Genomic DNA, 19,319 nt, shown 5'->3' on the forward strand with positions numbered 1-19,319 from the left:
TGGGGTCCGAGCGAGGAGATACACCATGAGCACATCGACCACCGAGACCGGATCCGCCCAGGAATCCGTGGAACTGGCCGCGCACGAGGTCACACTGTCCGACGTCGCGGCGGGGAAGGTGCGCAGCCTCCTGGAGCAGGAAGGCCGGACCGACCTCCGTCTGCGGGTCGCTGTCCAGCCCGGCGGCTGCTCCGGCCTCATCTACCAGCTGTACTTCGACGAGCGCGTCCTGGACGGCGACGCCGTCCGCGACTTCGACGGCGTCGAGGTCATCGTGGACAAGATGAGCGTCCCCTACCTTTCGGGGGCCTCCATCGATTTCGAGGACACCATCTCCAAGCAGGGGTTCACGATCGACAACCCCAACGCGGGCGGATCCTGCGCCTGCGGGGACTCCTTCCACTAGCACGACGGCAAGGCCCGGAACGTCACCGACAAGGTGTGTTCCGGGCCTTTTGCGTGTCACAGGATCGCGGGTCTTCCGGGTAAGCTCTACAGTGAGTAGTAAAACTGGATGTGCACCCCGGGCCACTTCACGGGCGGGTGGCATCGCACGTAGAAAAGGAAGGTCCGTCTGTGAGTTCGCAGGACCGAACCGGTAGCAAGCGCGTCAGGATCACGAAGATCTCCAGCATCTCGCTGGCCGGCGCCCTCCTACTGACCGGCTGTTCGGCAGAAGCCCAAAGAGGCTGGCTGCCGGCAGATCGGGACAACACCAACCACACCGCAGCAATCACGGACCTGTGGGTCAACTCGTGGATCGCGGCCATGATCGTCGGCCTGATCACGTGGGGCCTGATCATCTGGTGCATGGTCGCGTACCGTCGCCGCAGGAACGACACCGGCTACCCGCGGCAGATCAGCTACAACCTGCCGCTCGAGATCTTCTACTTGACCATCCCGCTGTTCATGGTCCTCGTGTTCTTCTACTTCACGGAGCGCGACATCGCGAAGATCGACGCCCGCGTCGAGGATCCCGACGTGATCGTGGACGTCCGCGGCAAGCAGTGGTCGTGGGACTTCAACTACGTCAAGGAAGACAAGTACTCCACGGGCGTCCAGGGGAACCTGAACGGCGAGGAGGGCGTGCCCGAGAACCTGCCGACGCTGTACCTCCCGGTCAACCAGTCCGTCGAGCTGCAGCTCAACGCCCGCGACGTGCAGCACTCGTTCTTCGTCCCCGGGTTCCTGATGAAGCGCGACCTGTACCCCGGCCGCACCAACTACATCAACCTCACTCCGACGAAGGAGGGGGTGTTCGCCGGCAAGTGCGCCGAGCTGTGCGGCCAGTACCACTCGGAGATGCTCTTCAACGTGGAGGTCGTCTCGCAGGAGGAGTTCGACGCGCAGATGGCGCAACTCGAGGACGGCCAGCTCGGAGACGAGTACGACCGCGATTCCTACCCCGGGGACGATCCCGACACCGACCCAGCCAGGAGCAGCAGCTGATGTCCACCTTCGAATACACCCTCGAGGAAGCCGGCACCGTCGCGGCTCCGCGTGTTGTTCCGAGGTCCAAGGGGCGCATCGTCGTCAACTGGATCACCTCGACGGACCACAAGACCATCGGGTACATGTACCTGATCTCCTCCTTCGTGTTCTTCTGCTTCGCCGGCGTGATGGCCCTCATCATCCGGGCGGAGCTGTTCGAACCCGGCATGCAGATCCTGCAGACGAAGGAGCAGTACAACCAGCTGTTCACGATGCACGGCACCGTGATGCTCCTGATGTTCGCGACACCTCTCTTCGCGGGCTTCGCGAACGTCATCATGCCGCTGCAGATCGGCGCCCCCGATGTCGCCTTCCCGCGCCTCAACGCGCTGGCCTTCTGGTTCTTCCTCTTCGGCAGCACGATCGCCGTCTCCGGCTTCATCACCCCGCAGGGCGCCGCGTCGTTCGGCTGGTTCGCATACGCCCCGCTGTCCAGCACGACGTTCTCGCCGGGCGTGGGCGGTGACCTCTGGGTCTTCGGTCTCGCGCTCTCGGGCTTCGGCACCATCCTCGGCGCCGTCAACTTCATCACCACCATCATCTGCATGCGCGCTCCGGGCATGACCATGTGGCGCATGCCCATCTTCACCTGGAACACGCTGATCACGGCGATCCTGGTCCTGATGGCGTTCCCGCCGCTGGCCGCCGCGCTGTTCGCGCTCGGCGCCGACCGCCGGTTCGGGGCGCACATCTTCGATCCCGAGGCCGGCGGAGCCATCCTCTGGCAGCACCTCTTCTGGTTCTTCGGACACCCCGAGGTGTACATCATCGCCCTGCCGTTCTTCGGCATCGTCTCCGAGATCTTCCCGGTGTTCAGCCGCAAGCCGATCTTCGGCTACAAGGGCATCGTCTACGCGACGATCGCGATCGCTGCGCTCTCCGTGACCGTATGGGCCCACCACATGTACGTCACCGGCGCCGTGCTGCTGCCGTTCTTCGCGTTCATGACCATGCTCATCGCGGTCCCCACCGGCGTGAAGTTCTTCAACTGGATCGGCACCATGTGGCGCGGTTCGATCACCTTCGAGACCCCGATGCTGTGGAGCCTCGGCTTCCTCGTGACGTTCCTCTTCGGCGGGCTGACGGGCATCATCCTGGCCTCACCGCCGCTGGACTTCCACGTCTCCGACACCTACTTCGTGGTGGCGCACTTCCACTACGTGGTCTTCGGTACCGTCGTCTTCGCGATGTTCGCCGGCTTCTACTTCTGGTGGCCGAAGTTCACGGGCAAGATGCTCAACGAGCGCCTCGGCAAGATCCACTTCTGGATGCTGTTCCTCGGCTTCCACGCCACGTTCCTCATCCAGCACTGGCTCGGCGTCGAGGGCATGCCCCGCCGCTACGCGGACTACCTCCCGGAGGACGGCTTCACGGCCATGAACCAGTTCTCCACCATCGGGTCGTTCGTGCTCGGCGCGTCGCTGATCCCGTTCTTCTGGAACGTGTACGTCACCTGGCGTACCGGCAAGAAGGTGGAGGTCGACGATCCGTGGGGCTTCGGTGCTTCGCTGGAGTGGGCGACGTCCTGCCCGCCGCCGCGGCACAACTTCACCTCGCTGCCGCGTATCCGGTCCGAGCGCCCCGCGCTCGACCTGCACCATCCGGAACTGCAGCAGACGCACACCCCCGATGAAAGTGCTGCCAGCTTCATGGGTGCCGCTGACCGAAAGGACGCCAACGCATGAGGATCGAGACCAAGCTCTTCACCTACCTGACGCCGTTCTTCCTGCTCGTCGGTACGGTCTACGGTGTCCTGGTGGAATGGATGGAGCCCGTGGGCTTCCTGGCGCTCTACCTGACCGCCGGCCTCTCGGGGATGATCGGCTTCTACCTCGGCTTCACCGGCAAGCGCGTCGGCAATCGCCCGGAGGACCGTCTCGACGCGGAGATCCACGAGGGGTCCGGCGAGCAGGGGCACTTCAGCCCCTGGAGCTGGTGGCCGCTGGTTCTCGGCCTGTCGGCCGCGACCTGCTTCGCAGGGCTGGCGGTCGGCTTCTGGATCACCTACATCGGTCTGGGGCTCGCGACGATCGCCCTCGTCGGCTGGGTCTACGAGTACAGCCGCGGGTACCACGCGCACTGACCCGAACCCGAACGTCTGTCACCTGGAAGGGAGTCCGCCTCGAGCGGGCTCCCTTTCGCTTGTTCGGCGTCCTTTCACCGGCCGGCGTCGTACAGTCGTAGCGACCGATGCCCCGATCACAGGAGATGGAAGCCATGACCGTGGTGCCGCGACGTTTCGACGCCGAGCCGATCGACGACGCGTCGGCGACCCCGAAGCACGTCCAGCTGCGTGAGAGCCTGCGACGCTATCTCCGCCAGCACGGTGAGCCCGGCGCCGGCATCCCCTCCGAGCGGGCGCTGGGCAGCTACTACGGGGTGGCGCGGATGACGGTCCGCCAGGCGATCGACGCCCTCGTCGCGGAAGAGGTCCTGGAGCGTGTCGTGGGGCTGGGGACGTTCGTCGCGCGCAGCAAGATGGATCTCCACATGAAAATGACGTCCTACACCGAGGAGATGATCCGCCGGGGGATGGTCCCCGACGCACGCGTCCTCAGCTTCGAGCAGCAGGGGGCGTCACCCCTCGTCGCACGGGAGCTCCAGATCGAGATCGGCCAGCCGGTGGTGCGCTTCCGCCGTCAGCTCCTGGCCGACCGCGAGCCGATGAGCGTCGACGAGAACTTCATCCCGTCCCACCGCGTGCCCGGAATCCTCGACGATCCTCCTCCGACGTCGCTGTACAACGTCCTGAGCGAGAAGTACGGCCTGGTCATGGAGTGGGGGGAGGACACCATCGAGGCGACCGCCGCGTCGCCGTCGATCGCGCGACTGCTCAACGTGGAGATGAATGCGCCCCTGCTGAAGATCCAGCGGCACGCCTACGTGGCCCGCACCATGGTCGACTACTCCGTCTCCTACTATCGGGCCGACCGGTACAAGCTCTGGGTGCCCCTCCAGCGGCCCGGCGTGCGCACGCCGCGGGCCTACAGCGCCAAGCGCGTCCGCTGACCCCGGGAGCTCCCCTGGACGCCTGCCCACCATTTCTGGCACCACCCTCGGGGGAGCTCCCCGGAGCAGCCGGTGGGGCGGCGTCCGCGACCCGGGTAGGAGGCCACGGACAGCCGGCGACCGGAGTCGTGGCCGGCCCGGGGCGGGGACGCACGAAGGGCCCGGACATGGCGTCCGGGCCCTTTGGTCATGCTGTCGGGACGTGGTCCCTAGTGGCTGGCGATGGACTCGCGGTCCTTCGCGCCGGCAACCTCTTCGTGGTGGTCGCCGTGCGAGGCCTCGAGCTCCCTCGGCGTCACCGGTGCGACGCGGTCCTCGAAGAAGAAGCTGGACACGCGGCCGTGGACCTTGTCCAGGAGCGAGACCTTGCCGTTCCGGTCGGGCTTCGGGACCATGACCTCGGGCGACTCGAACGCGGTCAGCTTGTACAGCTGGTACGCGTCCACGGGCTCGTGGACCTCGATGAACTCGCCATGAGGCAGGCGTACGATGCGTCCCGTCTCCCGACCGTGCAAGGCGATCTCACGATCCTTGCGCTGTAGCGCGAGGGAGATCCTGCGCGAGACCATGAAGGCGATGATCGGCCCGAAGATCACGAGGAAGCGCAGCCAGTACGTCACGTCGTTCAGCGACACCATGAAGTGCGTGGCGATGAGGTCCGAACTGGCGGCGGCCCACATGACGCAGTAGAACGTGACTCCTGCGACGCCGATCGCGGTGCGGGTCGGTGCGTTGCGGGGACGGTTGAGCAGGTGGTGCTCACGCCTGTCCTTGGTCACCCAGGCTTCGATCCACGGCCAGGCGAACATGGCGCCGAAGACGATCATCGCGGGGACCAGCGCGGGGAACAGGACGTTCAGCGAGAGCGTGTTGACACCCCAGGGGAAGGGGAGCAGGAACTCGAAGTCGAAGTTGTCCCCGAGCGTCCCGGGCATCAGACGCAGGGCACCGTCGACCCAGCCGATGTACCAGTCGGGCTGGGTACCGGCGGAGACGGGCGACGGGTCGTAGGGGCCGTAGTTCCAGATCGGGTTGATGGTGAAGGCCGCAGCGATCGCCGCCAGGACACCGAACACGATGAAGAAGAATCCACCGGCCTTCGCCGCGTACACGGGGCCCACGGGGTAGCCGACGACGTTCGTGTTCGTCCGGCCGGGGCCGGGGAACTGCGAGTGCTTGTGCAGGACGACCATGAACAGGTGGATCCCGATCAGGAGCAGGATCACCGCCGGGATCAGCAGGATGTGCAGCACGTACAGCCGGCCGATGATCATCGTCCCCGGGAACTCCCCTCCGAAGAGGAAGAAGCTGAGGTAGGTGCCGACCACGGGGATGGCCTTCATGACGCCGTCGATGATCCGCAGGCCGTTGCCGGAGAGGAGGTCGTCCGGGAGCGAGTAGCCGGTGAAGCCGGCCGCGAGGCTCAGGATGAGGAGGATGCAGCCGACGACCCAGTTGAACTCGCGGGGGCGGCGGAAGGCGCCGGTGAAGAAGACACGGAGCATGTGGACCGCGACGGCGGCCACGAACAGGAGTGCTGCCCAGTGGTGGACCTGCCGCATGAACAGGCCGCCGCGGATGTCGAACGAGATGTCCAGGGAGGAGGCGTATGCCACCGACATCTCGACGCCGCGGAGGGGCAGGTAGCTGCCCTCGTAGTGCGTCTCGGCCATCGACGGATCGTAGAAGAAGGTCAGGAAGGTCCCGGAGAGCAGCAGGATGACGAAGGTGTACAGCGCCACCTCGCCGAACATGAAGGTCCAGTGGTCGGGGAAGATCTTCCGGCCGAACTCCTTGACGATCCCCGAACCGCCGACCCGGGAGTCGACGTAGTCGGTGACCTTACCCACGCGCGTCTTCGGCACGTAGGGTTGCGCCGCAGTGGAACTGCTCATGTCAGCCTCGCTCCCAGAAACTAGGTCCTACGGGTTCTTGAAAATCGCTGGACGCGACCAGGTAGCCCTCGTCGTCGACCTCGATGGGCAGCTGCGGCAGCGGACGTGCGGCCGGACCGAAGATCACCTTGCACTCCTGCTCGAGATCGAACGTCGACTGGTGGCACGGGCACAGCAGGTGGTGGGTCTGCTGTTCGTACAGCGCCACCGGGCAGCCCACGTGCGTGCAGATCTTGGAGTAGGCCACGATGCCGTCGTACGCCCAGTCCTCGCGACCGGGGGAGGGGTTGAGTTCCTCGGGGTCGAGGCGCATCAGCAGGACGACCGCCTTGGCCTTCTCCTCGAGCTTGTGCTCGGCCTCGTTCAGGCCCTCGGGGATAACGTGGAACGCCGAGCCGATGGTGACGTCCGAGGCGCGGATGGGCGTGCCGCTCGGATCCCGCGTCAGGCGGACGCCGGTGTCCCACATGGTCTGCCGCAGCACGTTGCCGGGCAGCGGGCCGAGGTCGCGGAAGATGGCGATCGCAGGCAGTGGTGCGAGGAGCGCGGCCCCGAGGAGCGTGTTCCGGATGAGGGGGCGCCGCTTGATGCCGGACTCGTCGAGGATGTCGTTGACGATCTTCTCGGCGTCCTGCCGGTCCTGCTCGGGCCGGATCTCGTGCCGCTCCTCCGTGACCTCGTGGTCTGGCATGAGGGTCTTCGCCCAGTGGACGATGCCGACGCCGATGCCGAGCATGGCGAAGGCGGTCCCGAGACCGAGGAGCAGGTTCTGGAGGCGCAACCGCTCGATGGTCTGGTCGAGCGGTACGAAGAAGTACCCCGCGAAGAAGAGGAGGGTTCCGAGGACGGAGATGAGGAACAGCAGGGCGACCTGGCGTTCGGCCCGCTTCTCGGCCCGCGGATCGCGGTCGGCGAGACGAGGGCGGTGGGGCGGGAGGCCCGGGTTCTCGAACTGGTCCAGCGTCCGCCCGGGCGTCGCGACGGTGACCGAGCTTCCGGGAGCGCCGTGACTAGAGTCGGCCATGATCCCTCTTATCTTTCATTAGGTCCTGCGAGTCTGTAGATGATTCGTTCACGGGGCGCTCACGGATGGTCAGGATGACCGCGACGTGAGCCACACGGTGAAGGCGATGATGACGCCGAGTCCGGCGATCCAGATGAACAGGCCCTCGGACACCGGGCCGAGCGAGCCGAGGTCCGCTCCGCCGGGGGAACCCTGCTCCTCGATGGTCTTCAGGAAGGCGATGATGTCCTGCTTGTCCTCCGGTGACACGTTGGCGTCGCTGAAGACCGGCATGTTCTGCGGGCCGGTGACCATCGCCTCGTAGATGTGCTTCTCGCTCACGCCGTCGAGGGACGGGGCGTACTTACCGCGCGTCAGGGCTCCACCTGCGGCTGCCGCGTTGTGGCACATGGCGCAGTTGACACGGAACAGCTCCCCGCCGTGGGCGGGGTCGCCCTCGGACGCGTCGAGGATCTCCTCGTCGGGAATGGACGGACCGGCACCGAGCGATGCGACGTACGCGGCCATCTGGCTGATCTGTTCGTCGGTGAACTGGACGGGCTTGGCCTGCGCCTGGGGACCGTCCATCTGCATCGGCATGCGGCCCGTGCCGACCTGGAAGTCGACGGACGCGGCGCCGACGCCGACGAGCGACGGTGCGGCGTCGGACCCGGTGGCGCCGATGCCGTGGCAGGAGGCGCAGTTCGCGACGAAGAGCTTGCTGCCCTCTTCGACGTCGTCGGCCGTGAACGTGGTGGTCTGTGCCTGCGCCTCATTCGCTGTACTGGCTGCGGCGTAGAGACCGCCGGTGAAAAGGAGCGCCATCACCAGCAGCGCCAACGCTGCGAGTGGGTGACGCCGCCTCTGGGAGAGTGCCTTCACGGAGTGGTTCCTGCCTTTTCGATGCGAGCGCTGCGGAAATTCTTCACTGAATTCTACCTCTAGTAGAAGAGCCTACAGGAGGAGTCACTTGAGGAAGTAGATGATGATGAACAGGCCGATCCAGACCACGTCGACGAAGTGCCAGTAGTAGGACGTGACGATCGCCGAGGTGGCCTCGAAGTGCCCGAACTGTCGGGCGATGAACGCACGACCGATGATCAGCAGGAAGGCGACGAGTCCGCCGATCACGTGGAGCCCGTGGAAGCCGGTGGTGATGTAGAAGGCCGATCCGAAGGCGTTGGAGTTCAGGGCGATGCCCTCGGCGACGAGCTCCGCGTACTCGTAGGCCTGGACGGAGACGAAGATCGCGCCCATGACGAACGTCAGCAGGAACCACTCGACCATGCCCCAGCGGGCGAGCTGGAAGAGGCCGCCCGTCCTGCGCGGCTGGAGCCGCTCTGCGGCGAACACGCCGAACTGGCAGCTGAACGAGCTCGACACCAGGATCACGGTGTTCACGAGCGCGAAGGGGACGTTCAGCTTCTCGGTCTCCATGGCCCACAGGTCGCCTGAGGTGGAGCGCAGGGTGAAGTACATGGCAAAGAGGCCGGCGAAGAACATCAACTCGCTCGACAGCCACACCACGGTTCCGACGGAGACCATGTTGGGGCGGTTCAGGGCGGGATGCGCAGCGGCGCTGGGGGCTTGGGTCGCAGATGTCACAGACTCATTATGTCCCCAAGATCAACGCGATCACCAACGCGTAACCTCCGCCGCGCGGGCCGCGCCAGGCCGGGGGGAGTGGTACTGCCCGGAATTCCGCGGAAGTTCTCGGAGATGACTTTCTACAATTCGTAGATAATCTGGACCGGTGAGCATCACCACCAGCCCCGCCGCGCAGCACCCCGCCTGGCCGTCGATCTTCTCGTCCCTCCTCGCGGGCACCGATCTGAGCGTGGATCAGAGCCGATGGGCGATGGACACGATCATGGCGGGTGAGGCGAGCCATGCACAGATCGCCGGCTTCCTGGTCGCACTGCGTGCCAAGGGCGAGTCCGTCGACGAACTCACCGGACTGGTCGAGGCGATGCTCGGGAGGGCGCACCGGATCGAGGTGGACGGACCCACCCTGGACATCGTCGGGACGGGCGGGGACGGACTGGGTACCCTCAACATCTCCACCATGTCCTCGCTCGTCGCCGTGGGCGCGGGCGCGACGGTCGTGAAGCACGGGAACCGGGGGGCGTCGTCCGCGTCCGGCGCCGCGGACGTGATCGAGGAACTCGGTGTCCGCCTGGATCTGCGGCCGGCGGATGTCGCCAGGACGGCAGAGCGGGCCGGCATCACCTTCTGCTTCGCGCAGGTCTTCCACCCGTCCATGAAGCACGTCGCGGTGCCGCGGCGTGAACTCGGTATCCCGACGGCCTTCAACTTCCTCGGGCCCCTGAGCAACCCGGCCGGCGTCAGCGCGCAGGCGCTCGGCTGCGCGGACGCGAGGATGGCGCCCCTGATGGCCGGCGTCCTGGCGGCGCGGGGGATCCGCGCGCTCGTCTTCAGGGGCGACGACGGCAGGGACAAACTGACCACCAGCGGCTCCTCGACCGTGTGGGAGGTCCGGAACGGACAGGTCGAGGTCCACCAGGTGCACCCGGGGGATTTCGGGCTCGACGTCGTCCCCGTCGACGCGCTGCGCGGCACCGACGCGGCGGGGAACGCCGCCGTGGTCCGCGCCGTACTGGGCGGTGGGGCCGGGCCCGTCCGGGACGCCGTAGTCCTCAACGCCGCCGCCGGTCTCGTGGCGTTGGATCCCGCCGCGGAGGGGACCCTCGGGGACCGCATCACCGCCGCCATGCAGCGTGCGCGGGCCTCGATCGATTCCGGCGCCGCGGCCGGCGTGCTGGAGCGCTGGATCGAGGTCAGCCGCTCCTTCTGACCGTCGAGCCGGCGGCCGGTGCGCCTCTCAGCTCTCGAACCCGAGGGAGAAGGCAGCGTCGAGGTCGTGCTGGGAGTAGGAGCGGAAGGCGATCTGCGTCGTCGTCGAGCGGACTCCCTCGATCTTCGACAGGCGGTCGGCGATGACGTCCGCGAGGTCCTCGTGGCGGCTCATGCGTGCGATGGCGATGAGGTCCCACTCGCCGGTCACCGAGTACACCTCGCTGATGCCGGCGATCTCGGAGATCGCCTGCGCGCTCTCGGGGATGCGGGAGGCGTCGGTCTGGATGAGGACGAATGCGGTGATCATGGCGTGCCTTTCGGTGCAGGACGAGGAACCGGACCTACGCTACCGGCCCACGGCGACGCTGGACGGCGCGGAGGACGACGCGCGGGAGCAGCAGGAACGCTGCGAGGACGATCAGCGTCACGATCTGGAAGCTGGGCGCGACTCCTGCGCCGGACAGTGCCCGCACCGTCAGGCCGCCGCCGACGGTCCCGGCCCACAGGACCACACCCGTCGGCCAGGGTGCGCCCGGCGACCGCCAGGCGCGTGCGGCCAGGGCCGCGGCGGCGTAGGCGAGGAGGAAAGGCCAGGCGGTCTCGAGCACTCCCGCGGCGGTGACGCCGTGCTCGTGCGTGCGGCGTCCCGACACGGCGAAGACGATGATCAGGACGACGTCGGCGAGGGTCCACGCGGCCGCGTTCGGACGGGAGCGTCCCGGCCGGGCGGGAGCCGGGTCCGCGGGACGAAGGGAGGTGCTACGGGGCATGGAACCAGCCTAGTCGGAGCGAACCGCACGGGTGTCGCCGTCCTGCGTCCCGTCCGCTCGGACGGCCCGAGCGGGTTGCGGCCCCTGGAGTCCCCCTGGGCCGACCGGCGGTGGAACAGCCATCCGACGGCGATGCCGACGACCTGACGCTGTTCCGGTCCGACATGACGATCCTCTCCTTCGACGGGCACCCTATCGGAGCCGGGCGATCATCTCCCGGACTCCTCGTGGGGCTCGTGGGCTACCGGCGCTCGGGGAACCAGCCGGGCCAGCACTACCGGAGGATGCTGTCCGGTCCGCGCCTCCTCCTGGACGGCCTGTCGATCGCCGTCGTGCACGCCGTGATCGTCGCCACCGTCCCGACCGGTTACCTCCTGCTCCAGCGGGGCGTCGAGGATCTGTGGACCCACCCCGTCGCCGCGGCGGTGATCGTGGGCTTCGGCTGCGGACCGGCCGTGTACTGGACATACACCTCGGTCTTCGCGCTCACCATCGGCAGGCTGTTCGGCCTGTTCGTCGCCCTCGTGATGCTCAGCGTCGCGGCCGGCATGACGACGGCGCAGAACCCTCTGTGGTGGGAGCACAGTTTCAGCAGGCTCGGGAACCCGAGCGAGAGGTCCGGCGGACTGTTCAACATCACGTTGGTCGTCGCGGGCGTCTTCCTTATTACCTTCGCGTCACACCTGGAGCGCGGACTGCGAGGCCTGCACGGACGGCGGGTGCTGCGCCACGCGTGGAGCGCCGGTGCTGCTTTCGCGACGGGGAGCAGCGCTCGGCACCCTCACGCCGGCCTTACTGCAGCCCTACGGCAGGCGGGAGGCCCGGAGAGCCGATGCCAGTTGCGCCCGGGCGGGATCCAGGGGCACCGGGCTGACCAGGACGGCAGGTCCCCGGTGCAGGGTCCCGCTCCCCAGTGGCCGGCACCGCACGCCACCCCGGCCGCGCATGGCGCGGTGGGCCCCTGGCGCCAGGACCCGGTCCATCCAGACGCAGGGGTGGGCGTGGCGGCCGCCGTGGAGCGTGACGGTCCCGCCGGCACCCTCCAGGGCGAAGTCGTGGCCGATGAGCGGCGTGAGCTCCGCGCCCCGGAGGACCACGTTGCGGCGCGGAAGCAGCGGATCGAAGGGGGACGCTCCGAGCTCCGCCGCGATGGCTTCGAGCGACTCGATGGCGAACAGCGTCACCGCGGCATCCATGTGGGCCGCCTTCCCGAAGAAGCGGTCGCCCACGATGCCCTTGCCGGCCACGACCTCCGCCCGGTCCGCATCGATGGTGGGCACATCGGCTGCTCCGTCCCGGGCCCGCCCGAAGTAGGCGTGCCGGGGCGAGACGAGCAGGTGCAGGATGTCGACGTCGTACCGGAACTCGTGCGTCATGGCTCCTACGCTAGCCGCTGCCCGTCGATCCTCGCGGTGCACCGACGGGGCCGGAGCAGCGTCCTGGGGTGCGGGGTCCTCGTGGTGGGCAGGCGGCCATGGGGACTCCTAGGCGTAGGTCGGAGCGATGGACGGGGTGGCGGACGGGACGGTCCCGGCGGCGCCGGGCACGACGGCGGAGACCCGGGTGGCGTCGACAGGCGCGGCGTCGTCGCCGAGGTTGGCCCCGCCGCGGTAGCGCGCACCGGGGTGCTGGTCGAAGAGCCGCGTGGCGCCGGGCCCGAACAGGCGCTCGCGGAGGGTCGATTCCTCGTAGGACCTCCGGTACAGCCCGCGCTTCTGCAGTTCGGGGACCACGAGTTCGATGAAGTCCTCCGCGGTGCCCGGGGTGAGGAACTGGCGCAGGTTGAACCCGTCGAGGTCGGTGCCCTCGACCCACCGCTCGATCTCGTCGGTGACCTCCGTGGGGGTGCCGATGGCCACGAAGGGGCCGCGGTCGAAGCGTGTGATCCGCTCGAGGGCCTCGCCGACGGTCGTGCCCGCCGGGTGCCGCCGGCTGCTGGGCTGCCGGTCCCGGCCGGGACGGTCCTCACGCGCGAGGATGTCGTCGATCACCTCGTCGGGGCGGTAGGCCGCGAGGTCGATCCCGCCGCCGCCCGCGTGGGCGAGGTATCCCTCCGCACTGGAGAGGCGCCGGTACGCCTCCGCCTTCCGCTGGGCGTCCTTCGACGTCCGGCCGACGATCACGACGGCGCTCGCGAAGGTCTTGATGTGGTGGGCGCCGCGGCCGTTCGCCACGGCGAGCCGGCGGAGGTCGGCGACGTTCTCGCGGTAGGCCGCGGCGTCGCGGCCGCCCACGAACACGCCCTCGGCGTGGCGGGCGGCGAAGGCCTTGCCGGCCGCGGAGCTGCCGGCCTGGAAGAGCACCGGGGTGCGCTGCAGCGAGGGTGCGCTGAGGTGCGGACCGGCCACGGAGAAGTGCGGGCCGCGGTGGTTGATGTAGCGGACCTTCGCCGGGTCGGTGTAGACCCGCCGCTCGCGGTCCTCGATCACGGCGTCGTCGTCCCAGGAGCCCTCCCACAGCTTGTACAGGACCTCGAGGTACTCGTCCGCGATGGCGTAGCGGTGATCGTGCTCGATCTCGTCGGCCAGTCCGAAGTTCCGGGCGGCGTTGGGCAGGTAGGAGGTGACGATGTTCCAGCCGAACCGTCCCTTGGTCAGGTGGTCGAGCGTGGATGCGCGCCGCGCGAAGGCGAACGGCGGCTCGTAGGTCGTGGAGAACGTGGCCGCGAAACCCAGATGCTTCGTCGCCGCCGCCATCGCCGGGACGATCAGCAGGGGGTCGTTGCTGGGGATCTGCACGGCCTCGCGCAGCGCCGTCTCCGGGCCGCCGCGGTACCCGTCGTAGGTGCCGATCACGTCGGCGAGGAAGACGCTGTCGAAGAGCCCGGCCTCGAGGAGCTTCGCTGTCTCCACCCAGAAGTCGAGGTCGTTGAAGCGGTGACGGTTGTTCTCGGGGTGGACCCAGAGGCCGTGGGAGATGTGCCCCACGCAGTTCATCTCGAACAGGTTGAAGGCGATCTGGCGTGTCATGGGCGGGGAGTGTCCTTCCGGGCGGCGGGGAGTTCGGGGATGGCGTGGATGAGCCGGCGCGTGTAGTCGTGCCCTGGTGCGTCGAAGACCTCGTCGACGGGCCCCCGTTCGAGGACCACGCCGTCCTTCAGGACCAGCACGTCGCGGCTGACGTGCTGGATGACGCCGAGGTCGTGGGAGATGAAGAGGTAGCTGAGCCCGAGACGCGCCTGCAGGTCCGTCAGGAGGTCGAGGATGCGGGCCTGCACGGACACGTCCAGCGCGGAGACCGGCTCGTCGCAGATGATGACCTCCGGATCGGCGGCGAGCGCGCGGGCGATGGCCACGCGCTGCCGTTGACCTCCCGAGAGGTCGAGCGGGCGGGCACGGGCTCTGTCGGACGGGAGCCCGACGAGGTCGAGCAGGTCCAGGACGCGTCCGGCCCGTGCGCTCCGGCGGGTCCCCGCCGCGGCAGCGGCCTGCCCGATCACCTGTCCGACGGTCCTCCGGGGGTCGAAGGACTGCAGGGGATCCTGGTAGATCATCTGCACGGAGCGGCGGGCCGCGAGGTCGCGGGACGCCCGGTGTTCGGCCCAGGTGCGCCCACGGACGTGGACGGTGCCCGTATCGGGTGGCTCGACGCCGAGGGCCATGCGCGCCACGGTGCTCTTGCCGCTCCCGGATTCGCCCACGATGCCGAGGGTGGCGCCGCGGTGCAGCGTGAAGGACACGCCGTCGACGGCCGTACGGCGGCTTCCGCCGGGCCCGGCGAAGGACTTGGTGAGCCCCTCGACCACGAGCGGGTCGGCATCCGACGCGGGGAAGGCGCGGGCGGGCGGGGCGCCCTGTCCGCCGTCGGGCCCCGGACGCCCCTGTCCGGATCCGTGGTCCTGTGCGGACGGCCGGTCCCCGACCGTCAGGCGCCGTCCGCGCGTGGATCGCGAGGGGATCGCCGCCAGCAGTCCCTGCGTGTAGCGGTGGCGGGGGTCCTGCAGGACGGCCTGGACACTGCCCTGCTCCACGATCTCGCCGTCGCGCATCACCGCCACCCGGTCGGCGAGGTCCGCGACGACGCCGAGGTCGTGGCTGACCACGAGCATCGCGGTGCTTCCTCCTTTCAGGTCGCCGAGCAGGCGGAGGATCTGCGCCGCGATGGTGGCGTCCAGCGCCGTCGTCGGCTCGTCCGCGATGAGGAAGCGCGGGTCCGCGGCGATCGCGGAGGCGATCAGGGCACGCTGGCGCAGCCCGCCGGAGAGCTGGTGCGGGTACTGGCCCGCGCGGATCTCCGGGTCGGGGACGCCCACGGCGGCGAGGAGTTCGACGACGCGCGCGCGGCGGGCACCGCGGTCGAGGTCGCCGTGCAGGCGCAGGACCTCTCCCACCTCGTCGCCGACCGTGCGCAGGGAATCGAGCGAGGACAGCGCGTCCTGCAGGATGAAGCCGGCCTCCCTGCCCCGGACACGGGTCCACTCGCGCTCGCCCCAGGACGAGGCGTCCCGGCCGTCGAAGCGCTGCGCGCGGGAGCGGACCTCGGCGCCCGGGCCGGTGAGGCCCACGAGTGTCCGCGCCGTGACGGATTTTCCGGAGCCGGATTCGCCCACGAGCGCGAGGCACTCGCCCGGCCGGATGGACAGGGTGAGGTCGTGGATGATCTCCCTGCGGTGCGCGCCCCGACCGAACGCCACGGCGAGCCCGTCGAGCTCGACGACGGGTGTGTCCGCCGCGGGGGAGGAGGCGGGACCACCGGGAAGGGTGAGGATGGTGGAGCTCATGTGAGCCTTCCTTCGGCACGGCGTCGGAGCTCGCGCCCGATGACGGTGATGGACAGGACGGTGGCGACGAGGAACGCTGCCGGGACGGTGATCATCCAGGGCGCGTTGGAGATGAAGTTGCGGCCGGCCGAGAGCATCGCCCCCCATTCGGGCGCTGGCGGCGGGGTGCCCAGTCCGAGGAAGCTCAGGGACGCCCCGGCGCCGATCGCGGAGCCGATGCCGATCGTTGCGAGGACGAGGACGGGCCTGAGGACGTTCGGCACGACGTGCGTGACGAGGATCCGCCACGCCGGCAGGCCGAGGGTGCGCGCCGCCTCGACGAAGCCCGACTGCCGGACGAGGTGCGTCTGGGCCCGCGTGATCCGCGCGTAGTAGGCGATGCTGCCGGCGCCGATGGCGAGGATCGCATTCTCCGTCCCACCGCCGATGATGCCGATCACCACGAGGGCGAGGAGGATCTCCGGGATGGCGAGGGTGACATCGAGGAGCCGCATCACCGACGCCTCGACCAGCCGTCCATTGAGCCCCGCGAGGATGCCGATCGCCGTTCCGCCGACCACGCCGATCGTGGTGGCTCCGACACCGATGTACAGCGAGGTCGCCGCCCCGTGGACGATCCGCGTGTAGTTGTCGGCGCCGGAGTCATCGGTGCCGAACCAGGCCGAGGCGCCGGGCGCCTCGAAGCTCCTGGCCGGGTCCACGGCGTACGGGTCGGCCGGGGCGAGCAGGCCCGGGCCCAGGACCGCCGCCGCCAGCCACAGGAGGAACAGGGAGGCCAGCAGGACGGCCGGACGCACCCGCCGGCGGCGGTGCCGCCGCTGCGTCCCGTCCGGTGGTGCGGATTGCACAGGGAGCCCGGCCGCCGGGGCGACGGCGGAGGGAACGACGGGCGGGGCGATGCTCATGCGGTCACCACTTTCGGGTCGATGAGTGTGTACAGGAGGTCGAGGACGAGGTTCACGACGACGTAGACGGCCGCCGAGAGGAGCACGACCCCGATGATGACGGGCAGGTCCTTGTTGTAGACCGACGCCAGGGTGAGGGATCCGATGCCCTGTCGGCTGAAGAGGGTCTCGACGACGACCGACCCGCCGAGCAGGGCGGCGACGACGAACCCGGACATGGTCATCACGGGGATGGCCGCGTGGCGGAGGGCGTGGCGGATCCGGACCGGGAACTCGCGCATGCCGCGCGAGCGGGCCGTGAGGATGAACGGCTGCTCCAGGACGTCCTCGAGTTCGTTCCGCAGGACCTGCGAGAGCGTCCCGAAGATCGCGAGGGCGAGGGTGAGGGCGGGAAGGATGAGTGCGGCGGGCCCCTCGTTCCCGCCGATCGGGAACCAGTGCAGCGTGAACGAGAAGGTGATGAGCAGCGCGAAGCCGATGATGAAGGTCGGCGTCGCGGCGAGGACCACCTCGATGCCGGAGACGATCGACCGGATCCAGGCGGCCCGCTGCGCGGACAGGATCGCCACCGCGACCGTCAGTGGCAGGGCGACGGCGACGGCGGCGGCGGCGAGCGCCGCCGTCGCCCCGATCTGCTGCCCGATGGCCTCCGTGACGGGCAGGCGCAGCCGGTAGGACTGGCCGAGGTCGCCCTGGAGGAGGTTCCCGAGGTAGCTGCCGTACTGGACGGGAAAGGGCTGGTCCAGGAGGTAGTCGGCACGGACCTGCGCGAGCGTCTCGGCGGTGGGCCGTGCGTCGGGTCCGCCGAGGATCAGCAGCGCCGTGTCGCCGGGGATCAGGTGGACCGCGACGAACGTCAGGGTCGCAGCCCCCCAGAGGACGCCGAGACCGACAGCGAGCCGCATGAGCACCCGTCGGAGCACGGCCATCTACTCGGCCTTCCATGCGTAGGTGAGCACGGGCACCGGGTGGGAGGTGTCCACGGCCACGTCGTGCAGCGTGTTCGCGTAGGCGAACTGGCTCGGGTTCTCGTAGAGCGGCAGGCCGGGAACGAGTTCGAGCAGGCGGTGCTGTGCCTTCGAGTACGCCTCCCCGACCGCGGGCCCGTCACCGGCCTCGCGGGCAGCGGAGAGCAGCGCGTCGAGCTCGGGGTCGTCCACGTACGACGAGTTCTGGCCGATCCGCTCTCCCGTGATCTCCGAGGAGTGGTAGCGGATGAACAGGACGTCGGTGGTGTTGGTGTGCCATACCCCGGCCAGGGCGTCGTAGTCGCCGGCGTAGCGCAGCTCCGTGAGCTGGGCCTGGGGGAGCTGGATGATCCGGAGGTCGAAGCCGACCTTCCGGGCCTCGCCCTGCAGCTGCACGAGCAGCGGGCTCGGCGTGGAGCTCTCCACCGTGGGCACCTCGACCGTGAGTCGTTGTCCGTCCCGGGTGCGGAAGCCCTCGTCGTCGCGGCCGGTCCAGCCGGCCTCGTCGAGGAGGCGGGCGGCCCGCTCGGGGTCGTGAGTCAGGACGCCCTCGACCGACGGGTCGTAGTACTTGCTCTCCTTCGACAGGTACCCGTCGATGGGGGTGTAGGTGCCGAAGCCGAGGCTTTCGGTGACGGCCTGCGTGTCCACGGCAGCGGCGAACGCCTGCCGGACCGCGAGGTCGTCGAACGGCGCCCGGTCGAGGTTGAAGCCCAGCATGTAGGGGCTGCCGGTACGGGGGAGGTTCCGGTAGGTGAAGCGCGGGTCCGCCTGGACGGCGGCCGCGTTCTGCGGAGCGAGGTTCTCCGTCAGGTCGTACTGCCCCGAGACGAGCGACTGGTGGCGGATGACGGGTTCGCTGACGAGGGTCACCTCGACGCCGTCGAGGTGCGCCTCGCCGTCGCCGTCCAGCCACTCCGGCGCCCAGTCGTAGCCCTCCCGCTTGGTGTAGCTGATGCTCTGGCCGGGCTTGTACTCGGCGACGGTGAAGGGACCGGTGCCAATCGGCTCCTGGCACAGCGTCTCCGGCGACTCGGTGATCGCCTTGCCCGACGTCATGCCGAGCCAGGACTGCGCGAGCGTGTAGAGGAACGGCGTGTAGGGGTGGGCGAGGTGCGCCTCGAAGGTGTACTCGTCGATGACCGTGCCGTCCACGTACGGGGCGATGTACGCGGCGGCGAGGGGCGACTTCGTGGCGGGGTCCCTCATGTGCTCGAAATTCTGGCCGAGGACCTCCGCGTTCCAGGGTGAGCCGTCACTGAACGTGACACCCTCCCGGAGGTGGAAGGTGTAGGTCCTGCCGTCCTCCGAGATCTCCCAGGACTCGGCGAGATACGGCGCGATCTCCCCGTTCTCGTCGAGGGTCACCACGTTGTCGTAGACCAGGCGCCCCAGGAACTGCTGCTGGGTCGCCGAGATGCCGTGCCCGTCGAGGCAGCCGGGCTCGGCCGAGATCGACACGTCGAGCACGCCGCCGGTCACCGGCTCGCCGCCGGCCTCCACCGGGGAGACGGCCGCGCCCCCGCAACCGCTGAGCAGTGCCGCGAGGGCGACGACGGACAGTGCTGGGAATCGGCGGCCATGCGGTCGATTCCGGGCAGGGGGTAGTACGGATGCGTTCATGGGTATTCCTAGGGAGGATCCGGCCCGACGGCGGGCGAAGGTCAGGGAAGAGGGAAATGCGCAGGAATCGCGTCGACGCGCGTGCCTGTCAGGGGAAGGTGCGGTGTGCGGTGCAGCT

The 19,319-nt window shown here is 68.8% G+C and carries 19 protein-coding genes; 6 read left to right on the forward strand and 13 right to left on the reverse strand.

Translation table 11 applies throughout. From position 1 onward, the window contains the following. Window positions 1-25 precede the first annotated feature (25 nt). The 5 genes from ACSGDB_RS08920 to ACSGDB_RS08940 all read left to right on the forward strand — a co-directional run bounded on the left by ACSGDB_RS08920 (window position 26) and on the right by ACSGDB_RS08940 (window position 4,500). Window positions 26-406, forward strand: coding sequence for a HesB/IscA family protein (locus ACSGDB_RS08920; protein ID WP_434994234.1), 381 nt, complete (start codon window positions 26-28; stop codon window positions 404-406). 170 nt (window positions 407-576) lie between these two features. Continuing rightward, window positions 577-1,449, forward strand: coding sequence for an aa3-type cytochrome oxidase subunit II (gene ctaC / locus ACSGDB_RS08925; protein ID WP_434994236.1), 873 nt, complete (start codon window positions 577-579; stop codon window positions 1,447-1,449). Beyond that, window positions 1,449-3,176: an aa3-type cytochrome oxidase subunit I gene (ctaD, locus tag ACSGDB_RS08930; RefSeq protein WP_434994237.1), complete on the forward strand. Its 1,728-nt coding sequence runs from the start codon at window positions 1,449-1,451 to the stop codon at window positions 3,174-3,176. Before ctaC ends, ctaD begins: the two co-directional genes overlap by 1 nt. Next, on the forward strand, window positions 3,173-3,574 hold the full coding sequence (locus ACSGDB_RS08935) for a cytochrome c oxidase subunit 4 (protein WP_434994239.1): 402 nt from the start codon (window positions 3,173-3,175) through the stop codon (window positions 3,572-3,574). Before ctaD ends, ACSGDB_RS08935 begins: the two co-directional genes overlap by 4 nt. A gap of 134 nt (window positions 3,575-3,708) precedes the next feature. Further along, window positions 3,709-4,500 (forward strand): GntR family transcriptional regulator, encoded by a 792-nt coding sequence (locus tag ACSGDB_RS08940; protein ID WP_434994292.1) that lies wholly within the window; start codon window positions 3,709-3,711, stop codon window positions 4,498-4,500. A 209-nt stretch (window positions 4,501-4,709) separates the two neighbouring features. Here ACSGDB_RS08940 and qcrB read toward each other — a convergent pair whose 3' ends face one another. From qcrB to ctaE, 4 genes are all read right to left on the reverse strand, one after another. After that, window positions 4,710-6,395 carry a cytochrome bc1 complex cytochrome b subunit gene (qcrB, locus tag ACSGDB_RS08945; protein WP_434994240.1) on the reverse strand — a complete coding sequence of 562 codons (1,686 nt, stop codon included), beginning with the start codon at window positions 6,393-6,395 and terminating at the stop codon, window positions 4,710-4,712. Between the two features lies 1 nt (window position 6,396). Continuing rightward, window positions 6,397-7,419: a cytochrome bc1 complex Rieske iron-sulfur subunit gene (qcrA, locus tag ACSGDB_RS08950; protein ID WP_434994241.1), complete on the reverse strand. Its 1,023-nt coding sequence runs from the start codon at window positions 7,417-7,419 to the stop codon at window positions 6,397-6,399. Window positions 7,420-7,488: 69 nt separating this feature from the next. Continuing rightward, window positions 7,489-8,280, reverse strand: coding sequence for a cytochrome bc1 complex diheme cytochrome c subunit (gene qcrC, locus ACSGDB_RS08955; protein ID WP_434994242.1), 792 nt, complete (start codon window positions 8,278-8,280; stop codon window positions 7,489-7,491). Window positions 8,281-8,364: 84 nt separating this feature from the next. Beyond that, window positions 8,365-9,003, reverse strand: coding sequence for an aa3-type cytochrome oxidase subunit III (gene ctaE, locus ACSGDB_RS08960; RefSeq protein WP_434994243.1), 639 nt, complete (start codon window positions 9,001-9,003; stop codon window positions 8,365-8,367). Window positions 9,004-9,151: 148 nt separating this feature from the next. Between ctaE and trpD the strand changes: the two genes are divergently transcribed. Next, window positions 9,152-10,213, forward strand: coding sequence for an anthranilate phosphoribosyltransferase (trpD, locus tag ACSGDB_RS08965; RefSeq protein ID WP_434994245.1), 1,062 nt, complete (start codon window positions 9,152-9,154; stop codon window positions 10,211-10,213). Window positions 10,214-10,240: 27 nt separating this feature from the next. Here the strand turns inward: trpD and ACSGDB_RS08970 are convergent, their stop codons facing one another. The 9 genes from ACSGDB_RS08970 to ACSGDB_RS09010 form a co-directional block, all read right to left on the reverse strand. Further along, on the reverse strand, window positions 10,241-10,522 hold the full coding sequence (locus tag ACSGDB_RS08970) for an Lrp/AsnC family transcriptional regulator (RefSeq protein WP_434994246.1): 282 nt from the start codon (window positions 10,520-10,522) through the stop codon (window positions 10,241-10,243). Window positions 10,523-10,556: 34 nt separating this feature from the next. Beyond that, complete coding sequence (locus ACSGDB_RS08975) at window positions 10,557-10,985, reverse strand: DUF3054 domain-containing protein (protein ID WP_434994248.1); 429 nt, start codon at window positions 10,983-10,985, stop codon at window positions 10,557-10,559. Between the two features lie 367 nt (window positions 10,986-11,352). Next, window positions 11,353-11,622, reverse strand: a complete 270-nt coding sequence (locus tag ACSGDB_RS08980; protein ID WP_434994250.1) for a hypothetical protein — start codon at window positions 11,620-11,622, stop codon at window positions 11,353-11,355. A gap of 166 nt (window positions 11,623-11,788) precedes the next feature. Next, window positions 11,789-12,361 carry an MOSC domain-containing protein gene (locus ACSGDB_RS08985; RefSeq protein ID WP_434994252.1) on the reverse strand — a complete coding sequence of 191 codons (573 nt, stop codon included), beginning with the start codon at window positions 12,359-12,361 and terminating at the stop codon, window positions 11,789-11,791. Between the two features lie 108 nt (window positions 12,362-12,469). After that, the gene (locus ACSGDB_RS08990; RefSeq protein ID WP_434994254.1) at window positions 12,470-13,954 is read right to left on the reverse strand and encodes an LLM class flavin-dependent oxidoreductase; all 1,485 of its coding nucleotides are present in this window, start codon (window positions 13,952-13,954) and stop codon (window positions 12,470-12,472) included. After that, window positions 13,951-15,705: a dipeptide ABC transporter ATP-binding protein gene (locus ACSGDB_RS08995; protein ID WP_434994255.1), complete on the reverse strand. Its 1,755-nt coding sequence runs from the start codon at window positions 15,703-15,705 to the stop codon at window positions 13,951-13,953. Before ACSGDB_RS08995 ends, ACSGDB_RS08990 begins: the two co-directional genes overlap by 4 nt. After that, the gene (locus ACSGDB_RS09000; RefSeq protein ID WP_434994256.1) at window positions 15,702-16,610 is read right to left on the reverse strand and encodes an ABC transporter permease; all 909 of its coding nucleotides are present in this window, start codon (window positions 16,608-16,610) and stop codon (window positions 15,702-15,704) included. Before ACSGDB_RS09000 ends, ACSGDB_RS08995 begins: the two co-directional genes overlap by 4 nt. After that, window positions 16,607-17,539, reverse strand: coding sequence for an ABC transporter permease (locus ACSGDB_RS09005; protein WP_434994257.1), 933 nt, complete (start codon window positions 17,537-17,539; stop codon window positions 16,607-16,609). Before ACSGDB_RS09005 ends, ACSGDB_RS09000 begins: the two co-directional genes overlap by 4 nt. Beyond that, complete coding sequence (locus ACSGDB_RS09010; RefSeq protein ID WP_434994258.1) at window positions 17,540-19,201, reverse strand: ABC transporter substrate-binding protein; 1,662 nt, start codon at window positions 19,199-19,201, stop codon at window positions 17,540-17,542. It abuts the gene before it with no gap. Between the last annotated feature and the right edge of the window lie 118 nt (window positions 19,202-19,319).

Origin of the sequence: Arthrobacter sp. Ld5 (assembly GCF_051172775.1) — a bacterium.
Taxonomy (GTDB): Bacteria; Actinomycetota; Actinomycetes; order Actinomycetales; family Micrococcaceae; genus Arthrobacter_D.